This window comes from Rhizobium sp. LARHSG275 (assembly GCF_052871115.1).
Genome location: NZ_JBIXJN010000004.1, coordinates 284,889 through 298,817 on the forward strand (window position 1 = coordinate 284,889; position 13,929 = coordinate 298,817).

General features: G+C 61.1%; 12 protein-coding genes. 9 read left to right on the plus strand and 3 right to left on the minus strand.

The features are described 5' to 3' along the window. The first annotated feature begins 35 nt into the window (after positions 1 to 35). Genes ACIPSK_RS06945 through ACIPSK_RS06980 form a run of 8 tightly spaced genes read left to right on the plus strand, consistent with a single transcriptional unit; the run spans position 36 to position 9,472 of the window. Positions 36 to 1,142 (plus strand): NAD-dependent epimerase/dehydratase family protein, encoded by a 1,107-nt coding sequence (locus tag ACIPSK_RS06945; RefSeq protein WP_017967239.1) that lies wholly within the window; start codon positions 36 to 38, stop codon positions 1,140 to 1,142. Then, positions 1,139 to 3,181 carry an NAD-dependent epimerase/dehydratase family protein gene (locus ACIPSK_RS06950; protein WP_017967238.1) on the plus strand — a complete coding sequence of 681 codons (2,043 nt, stop codon included), beginning with the start codon at positions 1,139 to 1,141 and terminating at the stop codon, positions 3,179 to 3,181. The genes ACIPSK_RS06945 and ACIPSK_RS06950 overlap by 4 nt, the downstream gene beginning before the upstream one ends. A 23-nt stretch (positions 3,182 to 3,204) precedes the next feature. Continuing rightward, positions 3,205 to 4,284 (plus strand): glycosyltransferase family 4 protein, encoded by a 1,080-nt coding sequence (locus tag ACIPSK_RS06955; RefSeq protein WP_017967237.1) that lies wholly within the window; start codon positions 3,205 to 3,207, stop codon positions 4,282 to 4,284. Then, a complete protein-coding gene (locus ACIPSK_RS06960; protein ID WP_017967236.1) occupies positions 4,281 to 5,411 on the plus strand; it encodes a CgeB family protein in 1,131 nt (376 codons plus the stop codon). Before ACIPSK_RS06955 ends, ACIPSK_RS06960 begins: the two co-directional genes overlap by 4 nt. After that, the gene (locus ACIPSK_RS06965; protein WP_017967235.1) at positions 5,408 to 6,496 is read left to right on the plus strand and encodes a CgeB family protein; all 1,089 of its coding nucleotides are present in this window, start codon (positions 5,408 to 5,410) and stop codon (positions 6,494 to 6,496) included. Before ACIPSK_RS06960 ends, ACIPSK_RS06965 begins: the two co-directional genes overlap by 4 nt. Further along, complete coding sequence (locus tag ACIPSK_RS06970) at positions 6,493 to 7,611, plus strand: CgeB family protein (protein WP_017967234.1); 1,119 nt, start codon at positions 6,493 to 6,495, stop codon at positions 7,609 to 7,611. Before ACIPSK_RS06965 ends, ACIPSK_RS06970 begins: the two co-directional genes overlap by 4 nt. A 10-nt stretch (positions 7,612 to 7,621) precedes the next feature. Further along, positions 7,622 to 8,677 (plus strand): UDP-glucuronic acid decarboxylase family protein, encoded by a 1,056-nt coding sequence (locus ACIPSK_RS06975; protein WP_170258603.1) that lies wholly within the window; start codon positions 7,622 to 7,624, stop codon positions 8,675 to 8,677. A 33-nt stretch (positions 8,678 to 8,710) separates the two neighbouring features. Further along, positions 8,711 to 9,472, plus strand: a complete 762-nt coding sequence (locus ACIPSK_RS06980) for a TIGR04290 family methyltransferase (RefSeq protein ID WP_017967232.1) — start codon at positions 8,711 to 8,713, stop codon at positions 9,470 to 9,472. A 44-nt stretch (positions 9,473 to 9,516) separates the two neighbouring features. On the opposite strand, the gene ACIPSK_RS06985 is transcribed toward ACIPSK_RS06980, so the two are convergent. Further along, positions 9,517 to 10,914, minus strand: a complete 1,398-nt coding sequence (locus tag ACIPSK_RS06985; protein WP_446532717.1) for a cytochrome P450 — start codon at positions 10,912 to 10,914, stop codon at positions 9,517 to 9,519. 175 nt (positions 10,915 to 11,089) lie between these two features. On the opposite strand from ACIPSK_RS06985, the gene ACIPSK_RS06990 reads away from it, so the two are divergent. After that, positions 11,090 to 12,190 (plus strand): flavodoxin family protein, encoded by a 1,101-nt coding sequence (locus tag ACIPSK_RS06990; protein WP_017967230.1) that lies wholly within the window; start codon positions 11,090 to 11,092, stop codon positions 12,188 to 12,190. 58 nt (positions 12,191 to 12,248) lie between these two features. On the opposite strand, the gene ACIPSK_RS06995 is transcribed toward ACIPSK_RS06990, so the two are convergent. Then, the gene (locus ACIPSK_RS06995; protein WP_017967229.1) at positions 12,249 to 13,049 is read right to left on the minus strand and encodes an SDR family NAD(P)-dependent oxidoreductase; all 801 of its coding nucleotides are present in this window, start codon (positions 13,047 to 13,049) and stop codon (positions 12,249 to 12,251) included. 195 nt (positions 13,050 to 13,244) lie between these two features. Next, positions 13,245 to 13,772 (minus strand): sigma-70 family RNA polymerase sigma factor, encoded by a 528-nt coding sequence (locus ACIPSK_RS07000; protein ID WP_017967228.1) that lies wholly within the window; start codon positions 13,770 to 13,772, stop codon positions 13,245 to 13,247. Between the last annotated feature and the right edge of the window lie 157 nt (positions 13,773 to 13,929).

Sequence of the window (13,929 nt, forward strand, 5' to 3'; positions counted from 1 at the left end):
GCAGGTCATCTTCAACTTGAGCGGACGGAAATCAGATGACGATGATCCTTGTAACTGGCGGCTGCGGCTTCATCGGAAGACATGTTGTCGAGGAGCTTCTCGACAATAGGTATGAGGTACGGGTTCTCGATGCATTGATCGATCAGGTTCACGGCGATGCTGAAACGTCGCTGCCGGAGGCTGCCGAAATCATCCGCGGCGACGTCAGAGACAAGACTGCGGTCGAACGGGCTCTGTTGGGTGCCGATGGCGTCATCCACCTCGCTGCGGAGGTCGGTGTCGGACAGTCAATGTACGAGATCGCTCGATATGTCGGGGGCAATGATCTTGGCACCGCGGTTCTTCTGGAGGCGATGATCGGCCGCCGACCCAAACGCGTTGTCGTCGCCTCGTCTATGAGCGTCTATGGCGAGGGCCGCTATGAAACCGCCGACGGTGCGCAGCTCGACCTGGTCAGGCGGCGCAGCGACGAGATCAAGGCCGGTCAATGGAATCCGCGCGGCGCTGACGGCAAAGTCCTGAGGCCGGTTGCGACGGATGAAGAAAAGCCGGTGGATCTCTCCTCGATTTATGCGCTGACCAAGTATGCGCAGGAAAAACAGGTCCTGATCTTTGGCGAAGCCTATGGCCTCGAGGCGGTGGCGCTCCGTCTCTTCAACGTGTTCGGCGCCGGCCAGGCCTTGTCCAATCCCTATACCGGAGTGTTGGCGAACTTCGCTTCAAGGCTCGCCAATGGTCAGCCGCCGATGATCTTTGAGGATGGCGAGCAGCGGCGAGATTTCGTGCATGTGCGCGACGTCGCGCGCGCTTTCCGCCTGGCGCTCGAAAAACCCAATGCGCCGGGACATGTGATCAATATCGGCAGCGGTCAGGCCTATACGATCGCGGAAGTCGCAACGCTTCTCGCCGATGCGATGGGCGTGCCGGAGATCCTGCCCGAAATCATGAACAAGGCAAGGTCCGGTGATATCCGCAACTGCTTTGCCGACATTGCAAAGGCGCGTGAACTGCTCGGCTTTGAGCCGCGCTTCATGCTGGAAAACGCGCTCGGACCTTTCGTCGATTGGGTGAAACAGACCGGAGCGATCGATCGCGGCGCGGAAATGAAGCGGCAGCTGGAGGAAAGGGGGCTGGTATCATGACCATAGCCGCATTGTCCGCCGCGACCGGCACGTCCTCAAGATCCTATGGCTTCGTCGAATGGTTCCGCCCGGGCGAATACGAGCGGACGTCGCAGACGATCGCAGACGTCCGCATCAGCGGCGCCAGCTACTTGCGCACCCATCTGTCATGGGCCGAATACCTCGCTCCGGGTGGCGAAGCATGGTTTGACTGGCTGATCCCGAAGCTTGGCCGCGAGATCGATCTCCTGCCCTGCCTTCACTACACGCCGCCGTCCTTGTCGCGGACCGGAAGGTCCTCCGGCGCACCGGCCGATCTCAAATCCTATGCCGACTTCGTCGACCACGTGCTCACCCGATACGGTCACCATTTCAGTCATATCGAATTGTGGAACGAGCCCAACAACCTGCTCGACTGGGATTGGCGCGAGGACAAGGACTTCCTGCTGTTTTGCGAGATGGTCGGCGCCGCCGCCTATTGGGCCAAACATCGCGGCTGGCAGCCGGTGCTCGGCGGGCCATGCCCCTTCGACCCCTATTGGCTTAACCTGATGGGCGAGCGCGGTGTGCTCGGCGTCGTCGATGCCGTCGGCTTCCACGGTTTTCCCGGCACGTGGGACAGCGAGGAAGGCACCTGGGGCGGCTGGGACATGCATCTCGGCGAGATGCGAAACATTATCGACCGCTTTAATGACAAGGCCGAGATCTGGATTACCGAAACCGGTTATTCGACCTGGCGCAACGACGAGATGGAGCAGGCACGGCGTTTCGTGAGGGCTCTGAGCGTGCCGGCCGACCGGATGTATTGGTATTCCTGGCGCGATGTGCCGCCGGACGTGCCGGTGCAGGAGGGCCTGTGGTTCGATCCGCGGCACTATCATCTTGGTGCCGTCACCCACGAGAATCAGCCGAAGCTGCTCGCGCGTTTGCTGATGGAAGGCGGCGTCGATCGGCTCGAGCAGGTCGCGCGGCTCGCCACGCCCAACCTCGACAAGGGAGCCGCCCCGATCGTCATCACCGGAGGCTGCGGCTTCATCGGCTCGAACCTCGCCGACAGCTACCTCCAGGACGGCGAAGATGTCGTCGTGCTCGACAATCTCGGGCGGCCCGGCGTCGACCAAAACCTCGGCTGGCTGACCGAGAGGCATGGGTCAAGGCTACATCCGGTGCTTGCCGACGTGCGCGACGCCAGAAGCATCGAGGCAGCCTTCGCCGACGCCAAAGCAGTCTTTCATTTCGCCGCCCAGACCGCGGTCACCACCAGCCTCATTCACCCGATCAATGACTTCGAGGCCAATGCGCGCGGCACGATCAATGTGCTGGAATCGGTGCGAAAGGCCGGTCGCCAGGCTCCGGTGATCTTTGCCAGCACCAACAAAGTGTATGGCGGGCTCGACGACCTTGCCATGCGGGAGGCCGAGGACCGCTACATGCCGGTCGATGAGACCGTCCGATCATACGGGATCGGCGAAGACAGGCCGCTTGATTTCTGCACCCCCTATGGCTGCTCGAAAGGCGTGGCCGACCAATATGTGCTGGACTATGCGAAATCCTTCTCCATCCCGACGGCCGTGCTGCGCATGAGCTGCATCTACGGCCCGCGCCAATTCGGCACCGAGGACCAGGGTTGGGTGGCGCATTTCCTGATCCGGGCGCTCGCCGGCGAACCGGTCTCAATTTACGGCGACGGCAAGCAGGTTCGCGATATTCTTCACGTCGCGGATGCGATTGCCGCCTATCGCGGCGTTCTCGATGGCATTGACGGGATCAAAGGCCGCGTCTTCAATCTGGGCGGCGGTCCGGCGAATGCCGTCAGCGTGCTTGCAGTCCTGCGCGCGATCGGCAGGCTGATTGGGCACCCGGTCGAAACCTCCTTCGACGACTGGCGATCAGGCGATCAGTATTTCTTCGTCGCCGACACCCGCAAGCTGCAACAGACTCTCGGCTGGAGTGCGCGTGTCGGCTGGGAAAGCGGACTGCAGCACCTCGCGGAGTGGCTTGTCGAAAATCGTTTCGGCGGCCGACCGCTCCTGCGCCGCGATCGGAGGGCCTCCGCATGATCCGTCGACGAGTCCGGATTTTGATGACCCTGGATGCGGTTGGCGGCGTCTGGCGCTATGCGATGGATCTCGCCGCCGGGCTTCGGCGCCAGGGGATGGAAATCGTCTTTGCCGGTCTCGGCCCCGCACCGTCGGTAACGCAGACCGCAGAGGCGAAAGCGCTGGGACAGCTGGTATGGCTCGATGCCCCTCTCGACTGGATGGCGTCGAGCAGGACCGAAATATCAGCCGCGCCTACCGAAATCTCCCGCATCGCCAGGGATTATCACGTCGATCTGCTGCATCTCAACCTGCCGTCCCAGGCCGCCGGGATCGACACGCCGCTGCCCGTAGTCGTCGTGTCCCATTCCTGCGTCGTCACCTGGTTTGCCGCGGTGCGCCGGACGCTGGTGCCGCCGGATTGGGGATGGCAGCGCGATGCAAACAAAGAAGGTTTCGACCGCGCCGATGCCGTCCTTGCGCCAAGCATGAGCCATGCGGATGCACTGCAAGCCGCCTATGGTCCGCTCTCGCGGCTGAGGGTGATCTACAATGCGAGCCGCGTCGGATCCGACCAGCGTCCAAAGAAGACTTTCGTCTTCGCGGCCGGGCGCTGGTGGGATGACGGCAAGAACGGGGTCGTCCTCGACAGGGCGGCAGCAGCAATGCCCTTGCCCGTCGTCATGGCAGGCTCTTGCTCAGGTGCCAATGGGCAGCGATTGCAGCTCAATGACGCCGACGATCGTGGGCCGCTCCCCTATCCGAAGACCATCGCCTTGATGCAGAGCGCGCAAATTGTCGTATCGCCGTCCGTTTACGAGCCCTTCGGCCTGACCGCTCTCGAGGCGGCGCGATGCGGCGCGGCTCTGGTGCTGTCTGATATCCCAACCTATCGCGAGCTGTGGGATGGGTGCGCGCTGTTCTTCGATCCGCATGATCCTCAGTCCCTTGCAGCAGCGTGCATGCGCCTCTGCGAAGACGAGCAATTGCTCGCCGAACTCGTGGTGCGATCGCTGGAGCGCTCGCGAGCCTTCAGTTTGGAACGCCAGGCGGCATCGATGCTCGAAACATACGCGCGACTGATGAACGACATTTTCACCCCGGCAACGGCGGAGCAATCATGAAATTCCTGTTTTACACCCATTCGCTTGTTTCGGATTGGAACCACGGCAACGCTCACTTCCTGCGCGGCATCATGCGGGAGCTGACACGCCGCGATCACCAGGCGCTAGCGCTCGAACCCGAGGAATCCTGGAGCCGGAGCAACCTGCTCAGCGATCAAGGGCCGAGGGCGGTCGAGAAATTTCACGAGACGTTCCCGCAGCTTCGTTCGCAAATGTACGGACCGCATTTCGATCACGAGGCGGCGATCGCCGAGGCGGACGTCGTAGTCGTCCATGAATGGACGGAGCCGGCTCTGGTGGAACGGATCGGCCAAGCCCGGCGCAGCGGCGCCGATTTCACCCTGTTGTTCCACGACACACATCACCGCGCCGTGTCGGCAAAGAGCGACATCGCCGGACTGACGCTTGAGGATTATGACGGCGTGCTCGCCTTCGGCGAGACGCTGCGGCAGCGCTATCTGCAGGCCGGTTGGGGCAGATCGGTCTTCACCTGGCATGAGGCGGCTGACGACGCGCTGTTTTATCCGAGGCCGGAGATCGAAAAGACAGGCGATCTCATCTGGATCGGCAATTGGGGCGATGACGAGCGCTCCGCCGAGCTGATGGAATTCCTCGTCCGCCCCGCGCGTGAGCTCGGGTTGAAGACGACCGTTCGCGGGGTGCGCTATCCCAAACAGGCGTTTGACGCTCTTGAGGATGCAGGCATCGACTATGGCGGCTGGATCGCCAATGCAGAGGCGCCGCTCGCTTTCGCCGGCCACAAAGCGACCGTGCATATTCCGCGGCGCCCCTATGTCGAAAACCTCCCCGGCATTCCGACGATCCGTGTCTTCGAAGCGCTGGCCTGCGGCATCCCGCTGATCTCAGCACCCTGGCAAGATGCCGAGGCGCTTTTCAGGCCGGGCAGAGATTATCTCGTCGCCGAGAATGGCCGGGAGATGATGCACCGGTTGCGTGAGGTGCTGGCGGACGATGCTCTCGCGGCTGCGCTGGTCACATCCGGTCTCGAGACGATCCGGGCGCGGCACACCTGCCGGCATCGCGTCGATGAACTCTTCTCCATTCTGGAACAATGCGGCACGGCGGGCGTCGTCGGCCAGCTGCCAGCCAAGGAGGCTGCCGAATGAAAATCGCCTTTTACGGATCAAGCCTGGTTTCCGCCTACTGGAACGGTGCCGCCACTTACTATCGCGGCCTGCTGCGCGCTCTGGCGCAGAAGGGCTACGACATCAGCTTCTACGAGCCCGACGTCTACGAGCGGCAGAAAAACCGTGATATCGATCCGCCCGAATGGTGCAAGGTCGTCGTCTACCAAGGCACCGTCGAGGCGCTGAAGGAGGTGACGGCGGCTGCGGTCGAGGCCGATATCGTCGTCAAGGCCAGCGGCGTCGGTTTCGAGGACGATCTCCTGCTGCAGGAAGTCCTTCGCCATGCCAGACAAGGGGCTCTGAAAATCTTTTGGGATGTGGATGCGCCGGCAACGCTCTCAGAGCTGCGGCAGAGTCCCGAGCACCCGCTTCGCAAATCCCTGGGCCGGATCGACCTCGTCCTCACCTATGGCGGCGGCAACCCCGTGGTGGACGCCTATCGCAGCCTCGGGGCAGCCGACTGTGTGCCGATCTATAACGCGCTCGATCCTCAAACCCATTATCCGGTGCAGGAGGAGGCGCGGTTCACCGCGGATCTTGCTTTTCTCGGAAACCGTCTGCCTGACCGCGAAGCGCGGGTCGAGCAATTTTTCCTCGAGCCGGCTGCCCGCTTGCCACAGCAAAATTTCCTGCTCGGCGGGTCCGGCTGGAGCGACAAATCCATGTCTTCGAATACCGTTCACATTGGGCATGTCCCGACCCGTGACCACAATGCTTTCAATGCGACGCCGAAAGCCGTGCTCAATATTTCCCGCGCCAGCATGGCCGAAAACGGCTTTTCGCCGGCAACCCGCGTTTTCGAAGCCGCCGGCGCCGGCGCCTGCCTGATCACCGACTACTGGCAGGGCATAGACCTGTTTCTCAAGCCCGGTGACGAAATCCTGGTGGCGCGGGACGGCAAGGATGTCACCGATCTTCTGACCGGCCTGACATGGCCGCAGGCCAAGGCGATCGGACAGCGGGCGCTGAGACGCGTGCTTGCCGAACATACCTATAGCAATCGCGCCGAGACCGCCGATGCCATCTTCCGCGCCCGCGCCACGCGAGCGGAGGCTGCCGAATGACCAGTCCTCTTGATATCGTCATCCTCGGCCTCTCCTTGTCGTCGTCCTGGGGCAATGGTCACGCAACGACCTATCGCGCCCTCATCGGCGGCTTGCGCGCTGAGGGGCACCGGGTGCTGTTCCTGGAACACGATGTGCCCTGGTATGCAGCGCATCGAGATCTTCCCGACCCTGACTTCTGCCAGCTCGTCCACTACAGCGACATCGATGAGATGATCGAAAAACATGCCGATCGTATCAAGGCGGCGGACGCGGTCGTCATCGGGTCTTATGTGCCCTCTGGCGTGACAGTCATCGACAGGATCGCCGCCCTGAAGCCGCGGCGCCTTTGCTTTTATGACATCGATACGCCGGTCACGCTGGCGAAACTCGACCGTGGCGACGAGGAGTATCTGGCGCGCCGACAGCTTGCGACCTTCGACGGCTACTTCTCGTTTTCCGGCGGTGACGTGTTGGCTAGGCTCGAACGCAGATACGGCGCGCGCAAAGCGATCGCTCTCTACTGCTCCGTCGATGCGAGCCGATACAAATCGACCGGCGAAGCCTTCCGCTGGGATTTCGGCTATCTCGGCACCTATAGCCCCGACCGGCAGCCAACGCTGGAGCGGCTGCTGATCGAGCCTGCCCGGCAGCTGCCGCATCTAAGCTTCGTGGTTGCCGGTCCTCAATATCCCGGGGATATCGACTGGCCACCAAACGTCGAGCGGATCGAGCACCTGCCTCCCCCTGATCATCCGAGCTTCTACAGCCGGCAGCGTTTTACGCTGAACGTCACTCGAAGCGACATGATCGCAGCGGGCTGGTCGCCGAGCGTGCGGTTGTTCGAGGCCGCTGCCTGCGGCACGCCGATCATCAGCGACGACTGGCGCGGCCTGGACGAGCTCTTTGCCGACCGTCAGGCAATCATCATCGCCAAAGGATCGGGGGATGTCGTCGACGCCCTGACAACCACCTCTGCCGCAGGGCGTCGTGCGCTGGCTTCGGCCGCCGCGGCGACGGTGATGCAGCGCCATACCGGCGAGGTGCGGGCTCGTGAACTCGCCGCCGCCCTGCGAGAACTGCCAGAAGAAGGGGTGAACGACAGCGCCCCCGAACCTCAATCCATTTCAGCCTAGGAGACGCATGATGCTGCAAAGGACGCGAAACGGAAGAGTGAAGACTGTGCTGGTCGCCGGAGGAGCCGGTTTCGTCGGTTCGCATTTATGCGATGCGCTGCTGGCACGCGGCGACCGAGTGATCTGTGTCGACAGCTATATCACCGGATCGGAGGACAATGTCCGGCCGTTGATCAACCATCCGAAGTTTCGTTTGGTCGAAAAGGACATCTGCCATCTCCATAGCCTCGACGAGCCTTTGGACCAGATCTACAACCTCGCCTGTGCGGCATCGCCCCCACAATACCAGGCAGACCCGGTGCATACGATGATGACCTGTGTCGCGGGCACCGGCAATTTGCTTTCGCTGGCCGAACAGCATCATGCCTCGCTCCTGCAGGCGTCGACGAGCGAGGTCTATGGCGATCCCGTCGAGCATCCGCAGACGGAGGACTATCGCGGCAATGTCAGCTGCATAGGCCCGCGCGCTTGCTACGACGAAGGCAAGCGGGCGGCGGAAGCGCTTTGCTTCGATACGCTGCGGGCCGGCAAGGTGGACGCACGTGTTGCCCGCATCTTCAACACCTATGGGCCGCGTATGCAGCCGAGCGACGGGCGGATCATCTCCAATCTGCTGGTGCAGGCCATATCAGGCGCGCCGCTGACGATCTATGGAAGCGGCGACCAGACGCGCTCCTTCTGCTTCGTCAGCGACCTCGTCGCGGGCCTGATGGCGCTGATGGATGTCGATCCCAATCCGGGCGTCCCGGTCAATCTCGGCAATCCCGGCGAATTCACGATCAACCAGCTGGTCGATATGGTGTTGGCCATGGTGCCGTCGACATCCGTTGTCGTCCACAAGCCGCTGCCGGAAGACGACCCTCAGCGCAGACGGCCCGATATCTCACGGGCAAAAGAACTTCTCGACTGGCATCCGACGATTCCGCTTGCCGAAGGTCTTCGTCTGACCGCCGAGTGGTTCATCGCCGCGGCCCGTCCTGACGGCGGCTTCGATGGCGCGCAGGTCACGCGGCGGTCGACTTGGCGGCGTCGTGCAAAAGCCGGACGCACCGCGATCGGCGTCTGACATGCGAGCGATAAATGACAAAGGAGAGCCGAGATGGATGCAGCACAGCCGACGAGAGATCAGGAGCTGCAAAAGCGGATTCAGGAACTCGGGCCGTGGTTTCAGAATTTGAACATCGGCAGCCACATGACAGCGGCCGATCATTTCCTCGGAGATTATCCCACCTTCAAATGGAAAGGGTTCCAGCATGTGCTGCCGGCCGATCTCAGCGGCTTCACCGTGCTCGATGTCGGCTGCAACGCCGGCTTCTATTCCCTCGAGATGAAACGCCGCAACGCCGCCCGTGTCGTCGGCATCGATCCCGACCCGCGCTACCTGGCGCAGGCCCGCTTCGCGGCGGAACAATTGCAAGCGGAAATCGAATTCCGGCAGATGTCGGTCTATGACGTCGCCCGACTAGGCGAGAAATTCGATCTGGTAATCTTCATGGGTGTGCTCTATCACCTGCGACATCCGCTGCTGGCGCTGGATCTTCTTTATGAGCACGCCGTCGGCGACATGATGCTGTTCCAATGCCTCCAGCGCGGCGACGAGCGCATTCCCGACCTTAGGGAAGATTACGACTTTTCAGAATGGAACATCTTCGACCAGCCTGAATATCCGAAGCTTTTCTTTGTCGAAGAACGCTATGCATCCGATCCGACAAACTGGTTCATCCCCAACCAGGCGGCGGCCGAGGCAATGCTGCGCAGCGCCGGCTTTCGAATTGACGCCCATCCGGAACGCGAGGTCTATCTTTGCCGACGAGGCCAACGCCATTATGCGGTAGAGCCGCCCCTGGTAGTAATGATCTAAAGACTATCGTTGCTGCGGATCGCCACTGCGACGAGGAATGGATTTCAATGAGGCGGAAAGCCTGCCGCAGCATGCGGCGCACTGGCCCCAACCCGCTGCCTGCTTAGCCGTAGCCGAATATCGAAATGGTTGAGGGTGCCGGGCAGATCGTCGACTGTCAGAGATGGCTGAAGCAGCGGGACATCAGTCCCCGACAACAGCGTGCCAATGGCAAGGCTTGCAGTCGTCGGTACGAGGTTGTGGGCTGGACATATGGCAGCGCCGGCGCTGAAATGCACGAATCCGACCGCCGGCAACGCGTCGTTCGGTCCCCAGATACTCGGTTCCATCCGGTTGGCATAAGCCAACTCCGGATCCCGGTGAAAAAAAGGCGCGAAGATAACGACGCCAGTGCCGCGCGCCACGGTCCTATCGCCGGTTTTGATATCCTCCGTCAGCTCTCTGAGAATGACGGGGGTCGTCGGCCAGAGGCGCAGCGCCTCGAGCAGGCAATTGCGCGTGAAAGGACGATCAAGTTCGGGATCTTTGGCTTCGTCAACGGCTTTGGCCCAGTAGCTCGGATGGCAGGCAAGCAGCGCAAGCGTCCGGAAAATGGCAATTCCGGCAGCGTCGAAGGCAAACAGCCATTGGGCCACTTGGCTTTCCAAACCGAAATCGCTGCCTTTCGGCAGCCGACCGATCAGACTGCCCTCTCCCGGCTGGCGCAGATATTGGCCGAGCTGCTGGTGAAACTGCCGGCGCTTGCGCCGATCGATGGAAGCTGCAAAAGCCCAATTCGCCCGGCTTCGAAGGTCGTTCAAGGTCTTGGTCAAAGTGACGTCGTTGCGTGCGAGATCGCCGAGTACGATCCGGCGGACAATCCGGAACCAGGCTGGCGAGAAAGCTGACCAATCGAGTTCGTTCCGGCCGTCGGAACCGATGCCGTTCAAAACCTCCAGGAGTTCGGTATCAACGATGGCCTTGAAGCGGGCCGTAGATGGATGCAGCCGGTCCGCGCTTGCCAAAGCATGTTCATGGATCGGCCGAAGCTCGGCTCGCTGCGAGGCGTCTGAAATGAGCACGTTTTCCGGTTCGAAATGCGCAAGAGCGGCACGCTTCTCCCGGGTTGCCGTGGCAAATGGCTGGGGCGAACACTGGAGCACCGTCGAGACGTCGACAGGGTCAAGGATAAGCAACTGCGGCCGGAATGGTATAGGCAAAAGGAGGGGTGCCCGACCATATTTTTTCACCAGCCGCTGCATCTGCTTGACGGCGCCGGTATCCAGACCCTGCCGCTGTGCCAGGCGTTCCATAATCGGGCGACGAATGATGATGCCTTTGGCAGCCGTCGGAACCATGACAGCCGCAACCACGCGCAGTGTGTCGATCCAGCTGGCGCGATTTATGCGGGCGAAGCCGGCGGGTCTTGCATTGGAAAAGACGGCTTGGTTGCGAGAATTCATGACCGCAAAGCCCCTTGCTGCATGGGATATTTGATCGGCTTCATTTCCGAACCAGGACAACGGCCGATTGTTCCGGTCTGAATCACTGATCCTTGATACATGATGCAACTTGGACACAGCGGAACAGAAGTCGGCTCACCGCGTTGTGTCGAGCGCATAGATGCGTGGAGGCCCCATGCCTGACGAACCAGCCGCAGACGCACCTGACCTCGAACCGCGAAAAGGCAGCCCAAGCCCTCGCCTCGACGAGAGCGAATTCAAGACGCGTTTCCTGAGCCAGTTCATGGATGCAGCGTATCAGCCCCTGGAAGCCGAACTCGGCAAACTCGCCGCGGCTGCCTGGGATGCTTACGCCCATTCGCGAAAGAGCCCCATAACCAGAAAGGCTGGACCAGGCTTTGCCGATCCAGACTATGATCTCGCCGTGGATTGGATTGTGGCCAGCGGCGAAATTCGCGCTGCGCAAGCGCGCTTCGAGGACGAGCGCGCGCCATCGCGCGTCCTTCTCATCAACGGTTCGTCGCGAAGCGAACATACCTGTCCGGGCGAGCTTTCGAAAAGTTTTCGGATGGTCGAAATCGCCAAGGAGGTGTTCGCCGCCGCCGGCGCCATCGTCAATGTCCTCGACCTCAGTCGCATCGCTTCCGAATACGGCCGACAGATCCATCCGTGCAAGGCGTGCTTCTCGACATCGGCCGCACTCTGTCATTGGCCGTGCTCCTGCTATCCGAATTACTCGCTCGGACAGATCCACGATTGGATGAACGATATCTACCCAATGTGGGTCGAGGCCCATGGCATCATGATCGTCAGTCCGGTGAATTGGTACCAGACGTCCTCGCCGCTGAAACTGATGATCGACCGGCTTGTCTGCGCCGACGGCGGCAATCCGGATCCGACAAGCACGCATGGAAAACATGCCAAGGAGGCCAAAGAGCTTGAGATGCAGGGATGGGACTATCCTCGCCATCTTTCCGGCCGCCTGTTTTCGGTCGTCGTCCACGGCGATACCGAAGGTGTCGAGAATGTCCGCCACAGCGTTTCGAACTGGCTGACGTCGATGGACCTCATACCGGCAGGAGCATTGGCCGAGGTCGAACGCTACATCGGCTATTGGGAGCCCTACGCCACCAGCCACGACGCCTTCGAAAGAGATAAAGCCTTTCAGGAGGAAGTGCGCAATGCCGCCCGGACGCTGTTGGAAGGCATCACGTCACAACGCAACGGCAAGATGGTGACGGCGGGAAGGCGGTTGAAGCAGCCGCGTGAGAAATGAGCGGCAGCCCGACGGGTCTAGACGTGATTGCCGATCTCGTTAGACCCGTCGGGATAATCTACTCCTTGCCCGAACCTGGTTCAGCCATCTTGGCATGCTGATGCGCAAGAATGCTCGCCGGCGTCACGTTGGCAACGGCTGCCTGCAGCTTATTCTTCCAGCCGCTCACGACATCGCCTTCGCCGTCCATCATGGCGTCAAAGCCGATCTTGGCAACCTCGGCGGGATCATCCTTTTTGGCCTGTCCGACGGAGGTATCCATGAGGTCGGCGCGCCTGAAAAATTCGGTGTCGGTCGCGCCGGGCATCAGGCAGCTGACGGTCACGCCGGTCTCTTTCAACTCCTCGCGCAACGCGAAAGAGAAGCTGTTGATGAAAGCCTTTGTGCCATTGTAGACGGCCTGATAGGAACCAGGCATGAAACCGGCGATGGAGCCGGTCAGCAGAATGCGACCCTCGCCGCGGCTGCGCATCAGGTTGCCGATCTGTTGGACGAGATAAATGGTGCCGACGATGTTCGTATCGACGACTTTCCGGACCTGCGCAAAATCCTGGTCGAGGAAACCGTTGCCGAGGCCGCGCCCGGCATTGGCCATCAGCAGATCGACCGACCGCCCGGAAGCTTCGATGGCTTCCATCAGCCGGTCGACGCCTTCTTCGGTGGAAAGATCGGTTTCGATCGCCTCGACCGAAGTGCCAAATTCCTTGAGGCTCGCCGCTGCTTGCTGGATGCGTCTCTCGTCGGCGGCGATAATCACATCATAGCCTTCCTGCGCCGCGCATTTGGCAAGTTCATAGCCAATACCCGTCGAGGCGCCGGTGATCACCGCGAGACCTTTGCCAGGTTCATTCCTATCCATGTTTTGTCTCCTAGAGTTCGGAAAAGCTGCAGCCACCGAACCTAAAAAGAGAGGGTATGTTCCGGCGAGGGGCGGCGTCTCGAACGTGTGGTGCGGGAGCCTCGGTGGTGCGCCATGTGGCTCCCGATGTTCAGCCGCATAAAAGGACGGCTGTGTGATGATTGCTGATTGGCGGCTGGCGGAACAGGAGCGGCATCAGTCGATGAGTTGGTTCCCCAGCAGCGATTGCAGGGTTTCGCGGGCGCGGCTGACGCGGCTTTTCAAGGTGCCAACCCGGCAGCCGCAGATCCTGGCGGCCTCTTCATAACTCGTTCCGGCGGCGACCAGCGTCAGGGCACGGCGTCTGTCGTCGGAGAGGCGCGTCAATGCCTGTCGCAGTTCGCGCTCGCGAAGCGCCCACTCCTGGCTTGGCGCGATTGCGACTTGCTCCATCGTCACATCCATCCCGACCGGCTCGCGCTGCCGGCGACGATAGTTGCTGCAGAACGTATTTCGAAGGATGGTGAAGAGCCAGGATTTAAGAGAGGTGCCGGGATGGTAGAGATGAATTGAATTCAATGCCTTCAGCAGCGTTTCCTGCACGAGATCATCGATGTCGTCCTCACTGCGCAGGAACCTTCGGGCAAAGGCGTGCAACGCCGCTGTCAGTTCGACAATCTCCAGCTCGATCTGGGATGTTTCTTCGCAATGTGAGGCAGGACGCGGTGAAGATAGAGACGTCATTTTTTCTCTCCTGAGATGAAAAGGAAAGTCCCGAACTCCCGGATCGTTGCTGTGCGATATCGGACAAACATCTCGTTTCGCTCATCGGCAGACCTCTTCCAAAGCGACAGAACGCATGAAGATGCCGGGAACCGGTGGCGGATCGTCCACAGGCATC

Coding starts and splice junctions, on each gene's coding strand:
- ACIPSK_RS06990 (WP_017967230.1), top strand. CDS start 11,090: ATGCCTGACGAACCAGCCGCAGACGCACCTGACCTCGAACCGCGAAAA.
- ACIPSK_RS06980 (WP_017967232.1), top strand. CDS start 8,711: ATGGATGCAGCACAGCCGACGAGAGATCAGGAGCTGCAAAAGCGGATT.
- ACIPSK_RS06955 (WP_017967237.1), top strand. CDS start 3,205: ATGACCCTGGATGCGGTTGGCGGCGTCTGGCGCTATGCGATGGATCTC.
- ACIPSK_RS06950 (WP_017967238.1), top strand. CDS start 1,139: ATGACCATAGCCGCATTGTCCGCCGCGACCGGCACGTCCTCAAGATCC.
- ACIPSK_RS06945 (WP_017967239.1), top strand. CDS start 36: ATGACGATGATCCTTGTAACTGGCGGCTGCGGCTTCATCGGAAGACAT.
- ACIPSK_RS06960 (WP_017967236.1), top strand. CDS start 4,281: ATGAAATTCCTGTTTTACACCCATTCGCTTGTTTCGGATTGGAACCAC.
- ACIPSK_RS06965 (WP_017967235.1), top strand. CDS start 5,408: ATGAAAATCGCCTTTTACGGATCAAGCCTGGTTTCCGCCTACTGGAAC.
- ACIPSK_RS06995 (WP_017967229.1), bottom strand. CDS start 13,049: ATGGATAGGAATGAACCTGGCAAAGGTCTCGCGGTGATCACCGGCGCC.
- ACIPSK_RS06975 (WP_170258603.1), top strand. CDS start 7,622: ATGCTGCAAAGGACGCGAAACGGAAGAGTGAAGACTGTGCTGGTCGCC.
- ACIPSK_RS06970 (WP_017967234.1), top strand. CDS start 6,493: ATGACCAGTCCTCTTGATATCGTCATCCTCGGCCTCTCCTTGTCGTCG.
- ACIPSK_RS07000 (WP_017967228.1), bottom strand. CDS start 13,772: ATGACGTCTCTATCTTCACCGCGTCCTGCCTCACATTGCGAAGAAACA.
- ACIPSK_RS06985 (WP_446532717.1), bottom strand. CDS start 10,914: ATGAATTCTCGCAACCAAGCCGTCTTTTCCAATGCAAGACCCGCCGGC.